Source organism: Streptomyces sp. CCM_MD2014, assembly GCF_000772045.1.
GTDB lineage: Bacteria > Actinomycetota > Actinomycetes > Streptomycetales > Streptomycetaceae > Streptomyces > Streptomyces salinarius.
In genome coordinates this window covers 4,548,747-4,561,526 of the sequence record NZ_CP009754.1, presented here as the reverse complement: position 1 = coordinate 4,561,526, position 12,780 = coordinate 4,548,747, and the positions used below count along the sequence as shown (strand labels likewise).

At 71.6% G+C, this 12,780-nt stretch carries 15 protein-coding genes; 1 reads left to right on the top strand and 14 read right to left on the bottom strand.

Features of this window, described 5'->3' with window-relative positions; translation table 11 throughout:
• Positions 1 to 34: 34 nt before the first annotated feature.
• From NI25_RS20135 to NI25_RS20105, 7 genes are all read right to left on the bottom strand, one after another.
• Entirely contained in the window at positions 35 to 1,315 is a 1,281-nt protein-coding gene (locus NI25_RS20135) for a tyrosine-type recombinase/integrase (protein ID WP_061443776.1), read from the bottom strand.
• Between the two features lie 76 nt (positions 1,316 to 1,391).
• On the bottom strand, positions 1,392 to 1,610 hold the full coding sequence (locus tag NI25_RS20130) for an excisionase family DNA-binding protein (RefSeq protein WP_043382239.1): 219 nt from the start codon (positions 1,608 to 1,610) through the stop codon (positions 1,392 to 1,394).
• Between the two features lie 198 nt (positions 1,611 to 1,808).
• Positions 1,809 to 3,044: a DUF3631 domain-containing protein gene (locus tag NI25_RS20125; RefSeq protein WP_061443775.1), complete on the bottom strand. Its 1,236-nt coding sequence runs from the start codon at positions 3,042 to 3,044 to the stop codon at positions 1,809 to 1,811.
• A complete protein-coding gene (locus NI25_RS20120) occupies positions 3,041 to 3,370 on the bottom strand; it encodes a hypothetical protein (RefSeq protein WP_061443774.1) in 330 nt (109 codons plus the stop codon). Before NI25_RS20120 ends, NI25_RS20125 begins: the two co-directional genes overlap by 4 nt.
• An 86-nt stretch (positions 3,371 to 3,456) precedes the next feature.
• Positions 3,457 to 4,374, bottom strand: a complete 918-nt coding sequence (locus tag NI25_RS20115) for a bifunctional DNA primase/polymerase (protein ID WP_061443773.1) — start codon at positions 4,372 to 4,374, stop codon at positions 3,457 to 3,459.
• Positions 4,371 to 5,099, bottom strand: a complete 729-nt coding sequence (locus NI25_RS20110; RefSeq protein ID WP_061443772.1) for a DNA cytosine methyltransferase — start codon at positions 5,097 to 5,099, stop codon at positions 4,371 to 4,373. Before NI25_RS20110 ends, NI25_RS20115 begins: the two co-directional genes overlap by 4 nt.
• Positions 5,100 to 5,188: 89 nt before the next feature.
• Positions 5,189 to 5,500 (bottom strand): hypothetical protein, encoded by a 312-nt coding sequence (locus NI25_RS20105; protein ID WP_061443771.1) that lies wholly within the window; start codon positions 5,498 to 5,500, stop codon positions 5,189 to 5,191.
• A gap of 282 nt (positions 5,501 to 5,782) precedes the next feature.
• Here NI25_RS20105 and NI25_RS20100 point away from each other — a divergent pair, with 282 nt between their 5' ends.
• Entirely contained in the window at positions 5,783 to 6,034 is a 252-nt protein-coding gene (locus NI25_RS20100) for a hypothetical protein (protein ID WP_061443770.1), read from the top strand.
• A gap of 18 nt (positions 6,035 to 6,052) precedes the next feature.
• On the opposite strand, the gene NI25_RS20095 is transcribed toward NI25_RS20100, so the two are convergent.
• The 7 genes from NI25_RS20095 to NI25_RS20065 all read right to left on the bottom strand — a co-directional run bounded on the left by NI25_RS20095 (position 6,053) and on the right by NI25_RS20065 (position 12,324).
• Positions 6,053 to 8,170 carry a hypothetical protein gene (locus NI25_RS20095; RefSeq protein WP_061443769.1) on the bottom strand — a complete coding sequence of 706 codons (2,118 nt, stop codon included), beginning with the start codon at positions 8,168 to 8,170 and terminating at the stop codon, positions 6,053 to 6,055.
• 1 nt (position 8,171) lies between these two features.
• Positions 8,172 to 9,773 carry a hypothetical protein gene (locus tag NI25_RS20090; protein ID WP_061443768.1) on the bottom strand — a complete coding sequence of 534 codons (1,602 nt, stop codon included), beginning with the start codon at positions 9,771 to 9,773 and terminating at the stop codon, positions 8,172 to 8,174.
• 88 nt (positions 9,774 to 9,861) lie between these two features.
• Positions 9,862 to 10,167, bottom strand: coding sequence for a hypothetical protein (locus tag NI25_RS20085; protein ID WP_148315137.1), 306 nt, complete (start codon positions 10,165 to 10,167; stop codon positions 9,862 to 9,864).
• A gap of 27 nt (positions 10,168 to 10,194) precedes the next feature.
• Positions 10,195 to 10,533, bottom strand: coding sequence for an RRQRL motif-containing zinc-binding protein (locus NI25_RS20080; RefSeq protein ID WP_061443766.1), 339 nt, complete (start codon positions 10,531 to 10,533; stop codon positions 10,195 to 10,197).
• Entirely contained in the window at positions 10,533 to 11,540 is a 1,008-nt protein-coding gene (locus NI25_RS20075) for a hypothetical protein (RefSeq protein ID WP_061443765.1), read from the bottom strand. Before NI25_RS20075 ends, NI25_RS20080 begins: the two co-directional genes overlap by 1 nt.
• A complete protein-coding gene (locus tag NI25_RS20070; RefSeq protein ID WP_061443764.1) occupies positions 11,537 to 12,070 on the bottom strand; it encodes a hypothetical protein in 534 nt (177 codons plus the stop codon). The genes NI25_RS20075 and NI25_RS20070 overlap by 4 nt, the downstream gene beginning before the upstream one ends.
• Entirely contained in the window at positions 12,067 to 12,324 is a 258-nt protein-coding gene (locus tag NI25_RS20065; RefSeq protein ID WP_061443763.1) for a DUF6284 family protein, read from the bottom strand. Before NI25_RS20065 ends, NI25_RS20070 begins: the two co-directional genes overlap by 4 nt.
• Positions 12,325 to 12,780: the final 456 nt, after the last annotated feature.

The window sequence follows — 12,780 nt, the reverse complement described above, 5'->3', positions numbered from 1 at the left end:
CCCCCTGGAAACAGGGGGCCCTTCGTCGTTGTCCCTACGCCTCGTTGTCCTGGTCTTTGTCCACAGCGAGGTTTCCCGGTGGTCCCCAGATGGCGTGCGAGATCTTCCGCGCCGCTTCCTTGAGCATGGGATCGGTCACGTGCAGGTACCGCGCTCGCATCCGAGCGGCGCCGCCCGGCTCCCAACCCATGATCTGGTCAATGACCCGGTCCGGGACCCCGAGCAGCATCAGCACGGTCCCCGCCGTGTGCCTTGCGTCGTGCAGACGCCCGTCCCGGACGCCGGCGTCTTCCAGCAGCCGCTTCCAGTCGTGGTAGTCCGTGTTCGGACTGAGCGGCCCGCCCAACGGCTTGGTGAACACGTACTCGGACTCGGTCCACAGGTTCCCGGCCGCCGCACGCTCCCGGGCCTGTGCCTCCCGGTGGGAGCGGAGCATCACGACCAGCGGGCCGGGAAGGGGCACAGCGCGGCGCCCGGCGCGTGACTTAGTGTTCTTCGTCTCGCGCCGCACCTGCACCCGGGCCGGGCAGTAGCCCGCCTTCCGGCCGCACGGGGCCGCCTCGCCACACCCGTGCTCGTACTTCGGCCGCAACCGGTTCCGGCGAAGCTTCAGGTACTCGTTGTCCAGGTCCACGTCTGACCACCGCAGGCCGAGCGTCTCCCCCTGCCGCAACCCCAGCGCCAGTGCCAGCATCCAGCGGGCACTGTTCCGGCGCTTGTTCACTTCGAGCAGGAGACTCTGCACCTCGTCGACTGAGTAGGGCTCTACCTCGTTCTCGTCCTCTTCCATCCGGGGAGGCTTCGCGAGCGCAGCAGCGTTCTTCGCCGCGTGACCGCGCCGCACAGCTTCCCCCAGGGCCGTACGCGCGGTCCGGTGAGCCTGGTGCGCGGTGCCCGCCTTGCTGCCGGCGCTCTGCATCCGGCGGTACAGGCTCTCCAGGTGCTCTGGCTCCAGGCGGTCGATGCGGTGCCGGCCGATGCCCGGCACCAGGTGCACCCGGACTGCCACCTCGTATCCGGCGTACGTGTTCTCGCTCACGACGGGCTTGGCGATGTTCTCGACCCAGTGCTCAAGCCACTTCGCGACCATCCACGGCTTGCCGGGCTGCCGAGCGGACCCCTCGTCGCGCTGCTTCTCCAGTCGTCGGACCTCGTCCACCAGCTCCTTGCGCGTGGGGCGCGTCAGGTGTCGGCGGTAGGGCGATCCGTCGTCCTTGTAACCCATGGGCACACGGGCGTGCCAGCGTCCGTCCTTGCCCAGGTAGATGGCCGATTCACCGTTGGCACGGCGGGTGCGCTTTTTCTCCTCTGCCACTGGCAGTTCCTCCGGTCGGTGCGAGGTAGACGGATCGGAGCGCCGCCCAATGTCTGGGCGGCGCTCCGAGTGGGGATCAGGCGGCGCGCTGCTCAGCACGCCGGCGGGCCACGTACGCGGCGGGGGCGTCGGCAGGGACGCGGCGCAAGCTGCCGACCGGGATGGATTCCAGCTCTCCGGAGCGGATGAGCTGATAGCAGGTGGTGCGGCCGATGCAGAGGCGTCGAGCCGCCTCCTCAACGGTCAGAAGAACGAGGGTGGAGTCCGCGGCTTCAGGGAGCTGGGACGTGTCCATGGATGGGGCACTCCTTGTCTGACTGTGATGCCGGATGGATTGGGGGATGCCTCGCTGTCTCTTCCGGGAGATCCGCCACGTCCGCCACGCCGCCACATCGCAGGTCAGAGACTTGATCGTGTGGCGGATAGCGGTGTTGTGGCGGATAGGTGCCGCCACACCCCGCAGGGTGGGGCGGCACTGGGGCGTCTGCTCCGGTCAGTGGGCGAGGGTGGGCTGTGTGGCGGCTTCCGCAGACATGTGGCGGATGGGTGTGGCGGTATCCGCCACGGATTCACCCCTGTTGACCTGCGGTGTGGCGGACGTGGCGGACGTGGCGGATTCCTCGGGGGAGGGAGGGCAGTACCGCGTCCAGGCGTCCGTGAGGTCTTCCGCGTAGTAGCCCTTGGGGAAGCCCGAGGGGGTGCGGATGCCGCGCGGTTTGATCGGCTTGTTGGCCGGGGTGACGTACTGGCCGAGGAGGCGGGCGAGGGTGCGGGAGTTGATCGGCTTGTCGTCCAGGTCGCCCCAGGGGGCGTCGTCCATGCGCAGCAGGCATTCGATGATGGCGGCTGTCGGCATCCGGTCGGCGCCGCCGAATACCTTGTCGCGCAGGTCGGTCAGCAGCCGTACTCCGAGGGAGGCTTCGTCGTTGTCGTGGGCGGCGCTGATCAGTTCCAGGCAGGCGGCGCGGGCCCGGCCGGGCCAGTCGCCGCCGATCGCGTCCGCGACGGCGAGCAGGGGTTCCCACACGTCGGCGGGCCGGTCGGAGACTCCGTCGGGCATGGCCGGCCAGGCTTGGGAGACCTGGTCGCGGACGGTGTCGGCCCATTTGGCGAGCCGGTCACGCAGGGCGTGGCCCTGCTTCTCGTGGATGCGTTGGCGGTAGGGCTCGACCTTCTCGTTCGGGGCGCGCTTGCGCATGCGGACGATGACCGAGCGGGTCAGGACGGTGTCGGGCAGTGAGCCGAGTCCGGCCATGGCGACCGCGCAGTAGGAGTTGAAGACCTGCGCGTTCTGGTTGGAGCCTTCTCCGACGCAGCGCAGGGCGCCGCCGATGCGCCGGTATCCGGCGTTCAGGAAGCCGCGCAGTGCCTCGTCGGCGCCGGCCTTGGGGCCGAAGATGGTGTCTACCTCGTCGAACAGCACCGTGGGCAGGCCCTCGGCGGAGTCGACCAGCCGGTAGAGGGCGTTGGCGGATGCGGACACGGTGGCGACCGGGCGGGGGGTGAGGAGTTCCACGATCTCCAGCGCGCGGGACTTGCCCGATCCGGGCTCCGGGGAGAGGAACGCGATCCGCGGGGTGGTCTCGAAGCAGTCGATGAGGTGGGCGTGTGCGTCCCACAGGGCGACGGCGACGTAGGCGGCTTCGGTGGGGAAGACGTTGAAGCGGCGGTGGAAGGCTTCCACCTCATCGAGCAGCGCGGCGCCGTCGATGGTGTGCGGGGCGGTCATGCGGCATCCCTCCCTTCGGCGGGCGCGGCGGGCGCCCCGGGGCAGGCGGACTGGTGGGCGTCGTACTCGGCGACCAGCGCGGCCACCTTCTCCGGGCCGGCGGCGGTGCCGGTCTGCCCACAACGGCAGGCGTAGGCGGCGGTGGGCAGGGCGCCGGGCCGCGTGGACCAGCGGGCGCCGTCGTAGTGGTGCCGGTAGACCGGCGGAGCAAAGATCCGGATACCGGGCGCGTCCGAAGTCGGCTCGACGCCCGGCCGGATCTGGGATCGGTTCGAGAAAAGGACACTTACGACGCCCTTGCGGGCGGCGCCTTTCGGCTCGCCCACGCCCGCAGCATCCACAGGCTGTGGAGCGGCTTGCGGACCGGTGGTCCGGCTGGTGGGGCAATCCAGGCGGGGGGAGTCGGGGCCGGTCATGAGGCTGCCTGCCGTGGGGTGGCGTGGGTGATGACCCAGTCCATGGCGCTGCGGATGGTGGTGCGGCACTCGGCCGGCGGCAGACCCGTGGACTCCCCCGCCCCCTGGATTGCCTGCTCCGCCACGTCCCGGGGGAGGTCGCCCCACGCGACGAACCGGGCGATCTTGCAGGCGCTGCGGTGCAGGGTGTTGTTGCGTCCGCCGTCGGTCGTGGCGGCGATGACCGCGCACTCCCGCTCCAGCGCCGTACGGGCGGCCCGGGTGCCATCCCGCACCGGCGCCAGGGGGACGACTGCGGGCCGGTCCGGCTCGGTGAGCCGTTCGGCCAGCCACCCGGGCAGCGGTGCCACGGGGGCGTCATCGGTCACCTCGTAGGCGCCGTCGGGGGTGGTGCTGCCGGGGGCGACGACGTAGCCGCCCCACGCCCGAGTATCGATGTGCGGCCCGAGACGGTTCGCGCTGCACTTCAACCGCATCCCGTCCGGGGCGGTGAAGTACAGGTGCTCCCCGCCTCGCGCGGTCCGCACCCGGTAGGTGGTTGGGAGTACCTGGCCGGCGCGCTCGCAGAGCGCTTGCAAGGAAGTGGCGCCGTCAGGCGCTCCTTCTGGCTCTTCGGGCTTGCACACGTCCAGGTCAACGACCAGCAGCCCGGCCGGGCCGGTCGCGATCCCCACGTTGTACGGGCGCGTCGCCCACGTCGTGTGGATCAGATCGGGGTCGGTCGTGGCGCGCTGCTCGGGCTTGCGGTGCCCGCCCGCACACCGCCCCGTGCCGGGGCAGTCGCGTTCGGCGTGCCCGGCCGGCCGCTTCGCGCGAGGGTGCAGGGGGATGACGGGCCAGCCGCGTTCCGCGCTGGTGAGGGCGGAGGCGAGCAGGGGGAGGCAGGCCAGATCGGCGGTCGGGATACGGCTCATGCCGCCACCCCCAGCGCGACGCGGGAGGCCCGGAAGGCGCGACCGATGTACTCGCTGTAGGCGGGCGGGATGGCCTCGGTCAGCTCCTCGCGCACGTCGGTCCACGTGATGCCCATCGCCGCTTGCAGCTCCGCAACGGTGGGCTTGCCGCCACCGTTGCCGTACGGGGCGACGTAGGGGCCCTCGTGGAACTCACCGTGCCGGTAGCCACGCACGCGGCCCCGGTGCGGGACGTGGTCCGGTTGCGGGGCACTCCAGCCGCCCAACTCGAAGTTGCGGTGCCGGATGACCCCGAGCCCGTACATCTCGCCGCACAACCGGAGGTCTTTGCGGATCTCGGCACGTCCATTGGGCTGCTCGATGACGTACGGCAGGCCGGTCTGGTCGAGCAGTTCGCGGGTGGGTGCCACGAGGTCCTCGTGCGTGCCGCCCCATCCCTTGGACTGGTTGGTGCCGATGGTCAGGGAGCACTTGGCCTGGCAGGGCGGGGAGGCGTGGACGAACGTGTACCGGCGGATCTCGCCCGTGGTGATCAGGTGGGCGAGGTGGGCGAGTGCGTCGCCCCGGTGGTACGGGAAGGGGTAGTTGGGCCGGTGGGCGATGTCGCAGCCGTGCACACGGAAGCCGGCGCGCAGGTAGCCCATCGCGGCGCCGCCGGCGCACGAGAAGAGGTCCAGGAGTAACGGTCGCTCGCCGTCTCGCCGGATGTCGGTCGGTTGAGTCATGCTGGGAGACCTCCAACAGGTCTGTTGTGGGCCGGTTGGCCGGGGCGACCGCGAATCTTTGGCGAGAGGGGCGGTCGCCCCGGGCGTATCTAGGTGGTCTTGCTGCGGGCGAGCTTGAGGGTGATGCCGCCGATGCCGATGGGTCCGGCGGCGCCGGCGACGACGGTGGCGGTGTGGGCCGCGGCGTCGAGCAGCAGGCACAGGCAGGCGACCAGTCCCCAGCCGCCGGCCACGACCGCCCCGGCGATCGCGAACGGGATCAGCGCCCGGCGCCAGGGGATGCCGGCCGGGTGCGTGTCGTTGACGACGATGACGACGGGCTGTCCGGTGGCCTGTGCGCGCTGCCAGTCGGCGGTGGGTATGTGCGGGGCGATGTTCCCCGGCGGGGTGCGGTGGTCCATTGCGGGGCTCCTCGGATGAGCCGCGGGCCCGCACCAGGGACTGGTGCGGGCCCGCTCGGATGGGTGGGTGTGCTTGTCGCGTGGCTTGTCGTCTTCCTTGTCGCGTGCTTGTCGTGTGGCTTGTCGCTTGTCTTGTCTTGTCGCTTGTCGCCTTGCAGGTCACAAGCCGTTTCAGGCCTTCAGCAGGCCGCCAAGAGCCCTTCCCGGAGCGGGGGCGACAAGCAGCAAGTCGGGGTGGAAGTGCAAGATCGTGGTTCGAACGGTCGGCCGTATGGTTCGCTCATGACCGACGATGCAACCGGCCCGCTGGACCTTGACTCTCATGTCGACATCAGCCTCTGGGCGCCCGATGTGGTGGTGCTCTTTCACTGGCTGATGGAGCTGGACTTTGACCGGCTGCCGGTCAACCATAAAGCGGAGAAGCAGGCCCTGACCGATCTGTTGGCACAGCTCGACGAGTGGGCACTCGGAACGACGGAGAGCGATCTGGAACGGGCCCGGGAGATCGTCGCCCGGGACATGGGCTGGGAGTAGCAGCTTCCCGGGCCGTGGTCAGCCTTCCGGCGGCTGCTCGGGGGCGTGCTGGCGGTGGACGTAGCGGGCCTTGGTGCCTTCCCCGACGCGGACGGCGGTGCCGTCCTTGACCCAGTCCCGCAGCCAGCCGACGACCGTCTGACGTGACGTGCCGTGCTCCTCGGAGAGCGCGCGGGCGATCGCGGATGCCCCGGTGCCCTCGCGGCCGGCGGCGAGCAGCAGCGCCAGCGCCGCCTGCTGTGCGGGGCTGTCCTGCTCGCCCCGCAGCGCCGACAGGTTCAACCCGCCCCCGGCCGGCGGCCCGTCATTCCCCGTGGGGGTCTGCGGTTCCGGAGCGGTCCCGAACTTGGCGTCGATCTGCTCCCGGAACTGGCGCAGCATCTCGTCTTCCGGCGAAACGGGCGCCTGCTCCGGACGGTTGAACGCGGACAGCTTCAGGCCCGAGTCGCCCGTGCCGATGGTGCCGGCGTCGTCGGTGGTGGCCTGGTCGCGCATCCACGCGGTGCGGTCGGAGTCCCAGCGGCGGGCGTAGGCGGGCCCGGCCGCCTTGGCGGACACCGTGTCCAGGGTGGGGTGCCGCTCGGAGGTGGCGGCGATGATCTCCCGGATCTGGTTGGGCAGGATCCGCCACGCCTTGAACAGCGCGGCCGGGGACTCGGGGGTGCCCATGAACCCGGCGCCCTTGTGCGGGGCCTGCTCGACGCGCAGCCCGCGGGAGCCGGGGAACATCTTCGACAGGTCCATGCCCTCCTTCTCGCCTCCGGTCAGGGCGACGCGGACCTTGGCTTCCCGACGGATCATGAGATTGCTCAGCACACTGCCGGTCGCTCCGAGGGCCGTGAGGACGGTGCGGATGCCCATGGCGCGGGCGATCCGGATCACCTCCAGGATCTTTTCCCCGAGCTTGCGGACCTGCCGGTCCGGGCTGGCCAGGATCTCCGCACCCTCGTCGATGACCAGCATGATCTGGGGAACCTTCGCGCTGATCGGCAGCAGATCCGTGTTCGCACGGGCCAGTACGTCCTGGTAGCCCATCTTGCGCTGCTTGGCCACGCGCACCGCCACATCGAGCATGGTCATGGCCTCGTCGTACGTTCCGGCGAGCCAGTCGATACCGGGCCGCACCGCCATCCCGTCCGGGGCACTGATCTCGCCGTTGAGGGCGGGAAGCACCCAGGGCAGGCCCGCGGATCCGGCGTTGAGGTCGATGACCCAGGTGAGGATGTCGTCGGCGCGGGCGAACCCGGCGAGGATCGAGTGGACCATGTTGGTCTTGCCCGATCCGGTCGGTCCGACGATGAGCGCGCACTGCTCGCGCAGGTAGGCGAGGATCTGTTCCGCGTTCGTGCGGTAGCCCCAGGGGATGCCGGTGTGGACGGAGAGCGGCCCGTAGTCGGACGGGTAGGTGCGCTCCTGTTCCAGCACGTTGACCGTGGTCACGTCGATGATGACGCGACCCTGGTGGACGCCGGGGGACGCGGTGGCGGTGCAGCCGTGCGGCAGGCGTGCGTCCGCCGACAGTCGCGCGGACTCGGCGGCGATCTTGTTCCAGGTGGCGCCGCCGGCGGGGAGTTCGGCGTCGATGGAGTAGCCGGCGCCGGTCTCCCACTGCTCGACGCCGACCACGCGCACGGTGATCGAGCACACCCGCTGGATGCGGTCGACCCATTCCGCGGCGATCGCCCGCCGGTCCGCGGACAGCTCAGCGGCGACCTGCCGCCGCTCGGCTGCGAGGGCTTCCTCCTCGCGGGCCTCTTCGAAGAGGGCGGCCGATCGGGCGGCGGCGCCGATGCCGACGCCCATGGTGGCCAGGGAGCCGAGGGCGGCCCAGGTGAGGGGACCATGGGTCATGGCCCAGGTGGTCCATCCGGCGCCGACCAGCCAGGAGGCGGCGCGGGTGGCCAGGGTGCGGCCAGCGTTGCGGATGCGCAGGCCGACGATGGTGTGGCCGAGGGCGCCGGCCGCCCCCACGGCCAGGGCCCAGCCGGGCGGCATGTGGGTGGCGGCGCCGGTGGTGGCGACGGCGAAGGCTCCGGTGGTGGCGGACAGGGCGCCGGTCACGGGTCCGTGACCGGCCGCCCAGTCCAGCACCGGGCCACTGCTCGCCTGCTTCTTGGCGGTGGCGGTGCTGCTCATGTCAGACGTTCCAGCCCTTCTCGGCCTCGGTGCCGTTGCGGGGGTCCTCGTGCCGGGCGATGTCCTGCTCGTGGGCCTGGCGGAACAGCGGTCCCATGTCCTCGGCGACCGCGACCGCGCTCATCAGGGCGCCGAAGATGTCGTTGAAGCCGTCCGCGACCTCCTTCTCCAGCGGGAACTCGGAGTCGGAGCGCTCGGCCAGGATCTTCATCACGTTCGCCACCGACGTGAGGGCGGCGGGCAGTCCCTCGACCATGGCGAGGATCTCCATGGCGTTCTCGGGGTCGTAGGTGTTGGCGGCCTGCTCCATCTCGGCGGCGGCCTCTTCGAACCGGAAACCGGACACGTGCTCTCCCTCACTCGACTCGGTGTTCGTGCTGATGGGAACGGTGGACTCGGGACGCTCGACGCTGTCGGTGATGCCGTCGGCGCCGTCCTTGGTGGCTTCCGCGTCGGCGGCGGCTTCCTGCTCGGCCTGCTCCTTGCGGATCGCCTCATCCCGTCCGGCCCGCTGCTCGGCCGCGACGCTGGCCAGACGCCGGTAGAGGCGGCGTCCGGGGTGGATGAGCCAGGGCAGTCCGAGCTTGCGGCCGATCGGGCTGGTGACCAGCCCGAGCAACCCGAGCGGGAGGGCGAGCAGGGCGGCGAGCAGGCGCCGGCCGTGGAAACGGGCCGCGGACCGGCGCAGCGCCTGTCGCGCCGCCCGCCGGGCCGGCGCCTTGCGGACCGCGGCGCGCTTCGCTGCGACCGTGCCGGCGGTCTTCGCGTCGCGCTTCGCACGGTTCTTGGCGACCGCCGCATCCCGCGCAGCGCGGGCCTTACGTGCAGCACCGCCGAGCATCCGACCACCCAGACCGCCACGGCGACCGGCGCGGGAGGTGAGCCCGGCGCCGCCGGCGGTGGTGCGGGCCTTGGCGTTGCGGCGGGCGTCCGCGACCGCGCGGCGGGCCGCCGTGATCTGCGCCCGCTGCCCGGCCCGGGAACCGGGAGCGGCCTGCTGTGCGGACCGGCGCAGGGCCTTGACCTGCCCCGCCTTGCCCGCAGCCTTCCCGACGGGACCGGCCGTGTGCTTGGCGGTCGTGCCCTTGCCGGTGCTGCTGCCGGGCTTGCTGGCCGTGCCGGTTGCGGTGCTGCCGCGACGGGCGGACGGGCCCGCCCCGCGGCGGTGCTGACCGGGCCCGCTGCCCGACTTGCCACCGGATCGACCGGCCCCCGCGCCGCCCGAACGGGTGCCAGCGGTGCCTGCTCCGCCGTGGCGCAGGCTCGCGCGGCGTGCGGCGGATCGTCCGGCGGTGCGGGCGGCGGTGCGGCGGGCTTCCTTGCGGGGGCTGGTGTTGCTGCTGCGCGTGCCGGCCACGGCGCCGAGGACGACGGCACCGGTCGCGGCCACCGCGGCGGCGATCGGGCCGCCGACCAGGGCGGCGGTGGCGACCATGCTCACGGTGCTGTTCGCCCCGGCCAGGGCGAGCGGGACGACCGGCCAGCCGCCGGGCGTGTGCTCGGGCCCCGGATCGGTCGGCGCCTGCTCGACCGGGGCGGGTGCGGGCGGCGGGGGCGGTGCGGGGACCCGGATGGCTACCGGCTCGGTGCTGACTTCCGTCATGCTGAGAGCACTCCTTCATGGGAGTAGGGCCCGGCCAGGGCTGTAGGAGGCGGTTGGCCGGGCCTGCCGAATCAGGGAAAGGCGCAGCTCAGTGGCTGCGGTGCGGGTGACGCGCGGCGATCTCCTGCCAGCGCCTGTTTTCGGTGGCGTCGGCGTGGGTGAGGCTGACGCGGAAGTCGCAGTCGGGCCGTGTGCAGCGGTGCGTGGTCGTCGACCAGGCACTGACCAGGCGGAACAGCAGGCTGGAGAAGGTGGCCACGCAGGACAGGCAGCAGGCCAGCAGCAGCGTGACGGGCACGCCGTAGCCGGACAGTCGCACGCCGATCACAACGGCCAGGGCCGTACTGACGGCGACGGCGCCCGTCATCAGGGCGCGGTGACGTGTGTCTTTCACTCGAACTCCCGTGGTCAGGAGTGATGTTCAGGCGGCGCGCTGTTCCTCGGGGAAGGCACACGGGGTGCATATGCCGAGCGAGGGCGGGATCACGTATCCGGCATCCCGCCGGCACTCGGGGCAGACCCGGCGGGCGGCATTGGCCTTGGCCAGCGCTGCCCACTTCGCGGGCGTCATCGGCCGGACGGGCTTGGCCTGCTCGACGCGGTAGAGGTAGGCGACCAGCGGTTCACGACGACGGCGCGGGCGCTCGACCTGCGCGGCCACGTCCTGCCCGCCGGGACGCAGCCCGAGCGCGCGCAGCTGGCGCTTCGTGGCCAATCCGTCCGGGGCGAGCCGCCACGGGTAGACGGGGACGGTGCCCATCACTGGCTGGCGATGGCCAGCGACGCACCGGCCGTGCTCGGGTCGCGGTGTTCGGCGTAGCGGGTGGACACCCATCCGACCGACCAGCCGCACAGCTCCGCGGCGGAGCGCACGGACAGTCCGGCGCCGAACGCGGCGGCCACGATCTGGCGGGCGTCGTCCTCGGGGAGCTTGCCGTTGGCCGGGCCGCGGGCCAGCAGGGCGGCGCGTTCACGCTCGGCCCGCTCCTCGCGCTCCTGGTGTTCACGGCGTTCACGCGCCTCGCGTTCGGCGCGCTCGCGGGCCAGGCGTGCGGTGGCTTCCCGCTCGGCCCGTTCACGCTCCTGTTCACGCTGTTCACGCTCGCGTTCACGGCGTTCACGCTCGGCCCGCTCGGCAGCCTCCGCCCGCTCCCGGGCTTCCCGCTCCTCGCGGCGCTGCCGCTCTTCCCGCTCGGCCTGCTCGCGGGCGAGTGAGGCTTCGTGTTCACGTTGTTCACGGGCCAACTGCGCGGCGTGCTCGCGCTCCTCGCGGGCCTCCGCGCGGGCCTGTGCGGCACGCTCGCGGGCCGCCTGCTCGCGCCGCTCCCGCTCGGCCTGCTGCTCGGCTTCCAGCGCGGCCACCGCGCGGGCGATAGCCCGCCGGTAGGCCAGGGAAGTCTCTGCGGTGACGATCAGCAGCAGTGGCGCGACGGCGTGGACTGCTACGCCGACCAGGTCTTTCTTCAGTGCAGAGTCGGCGGTGTTGAGGGCGAGGGTCATCAGCCCGGTCATCCACCGCAGCACGACCGGCCAGCGGCCGCCGTGCCCGCCCAGGCGGGCCAGGACGTCATCGAGCTTGACCACGATGACGACGGCGGCGTCCACCACGAGGGGCAGGATCGGCGCTGTCCAGTCCCACTGCTCGGCCGTGTGCTTCGCCATGAGCGGTGTGACGGTGAGGATGGAGTAGAGCATCGCGCCGCACACGATGAGCCAGGTGCCGCCGGACAGGGCGCGCTCTGCTGAACGGGTCTGAACACTGTTCACGCCGCACCCCCGACCGGCTCCGGAGCGGGCATGAACGAGCGGCGGTAGCCCTTGCAGCCGGCGTCGTAGATGAACGCTGCGACGCACCACGTGGACGCGGACGCCGGGCGTTCACCGCAGGGCACCCACGCGGTGCCGGCGGGCACGCCGTGCGTGGCCGTGTCCGCCAACGCGTCCTCGCGGGTGGCGTAGACGGTGTGCGGCTCGCCGTAGTGCATCAGCACCGTCAGCGACCGCCCCACCAACACCCCCGAGTCCAGCACCTCACGCAGTCGGCGGATCTCGATGTCCTTGCGCAGCAGCTCTTGCTGCGCGTCGGACAGCTCCGCCAGTGCGCCGGACAGCAGGACGCCCACTTCATTGGTGGTGGCCTCTGCCCGCTCCGCGCGGTCGGTGACGGCGTACAGCTCCCGCACCTGGCTTCCCCACGCAGCGTCCGCCTGCGCCTGTACGTCCCGCGCACGGTCGCGGGCCTGGTCGGCTTCCTGCTCCAGCCGGGCGAGGCGCCCGGCGGTGACGATGCGGATCACGCCGCCTCCCCGCAGGCGGCACGGTTGGCCAGCACGGCGCGCGTGGCCAGGGCCTTGCGACGGGCCCGGCGGGTACGGCGGGCGTCCAGCTCGGCCGGCCGGGTCTCCAGAGCGGCAATCTCCGCGTCGACCAGGTCGACATCCGCGAGGATCGCGGGCATCTCCAGCTCGATCGCAGCCAGCTCCGCGTCCGTCGGCTCCATCCACGGAGCGAACGCGGTAACAGCTTCCTGAACAGTGACGATGTGGTCCATGGGTCGTGGTCTCCCTAGCAGGTGAAACGGCCCGAACAGCACCCCCGGAGTTGCCTCTCCGGGGGTGCACGCCGTTGTGAGTGATCAGCCACGCCAGACGCGCGGCACGGCCACGTGAACGCGGCCGGAGTGCCCCGGGCGAGATTCGATCCCGCGCCCTTCACGGCTGAATGCCGGGACGATGTGCGTGTCTCCTTCGGGGGTGCCAGCGCCCGTACCAGGTAGCGCGGCATGACCCCGTTGTAGGCGTATGGAGACGTGACCTTTCGGTCTAAGCCCTCCCGAATGACAAGGGTCGGGTGCGCCCTCGGCCCGCTCTATCCCGGGCCCCTTGGCGTCGCATCGGAAGATTCGACGCCCGTTTATGCAGGTCAAACGACGATGCACACGCATGTCGTGCACTCATGTACTCATGTGCATGAGTGACATGTAAGAGAGTGCCCAACTCCTCTACAT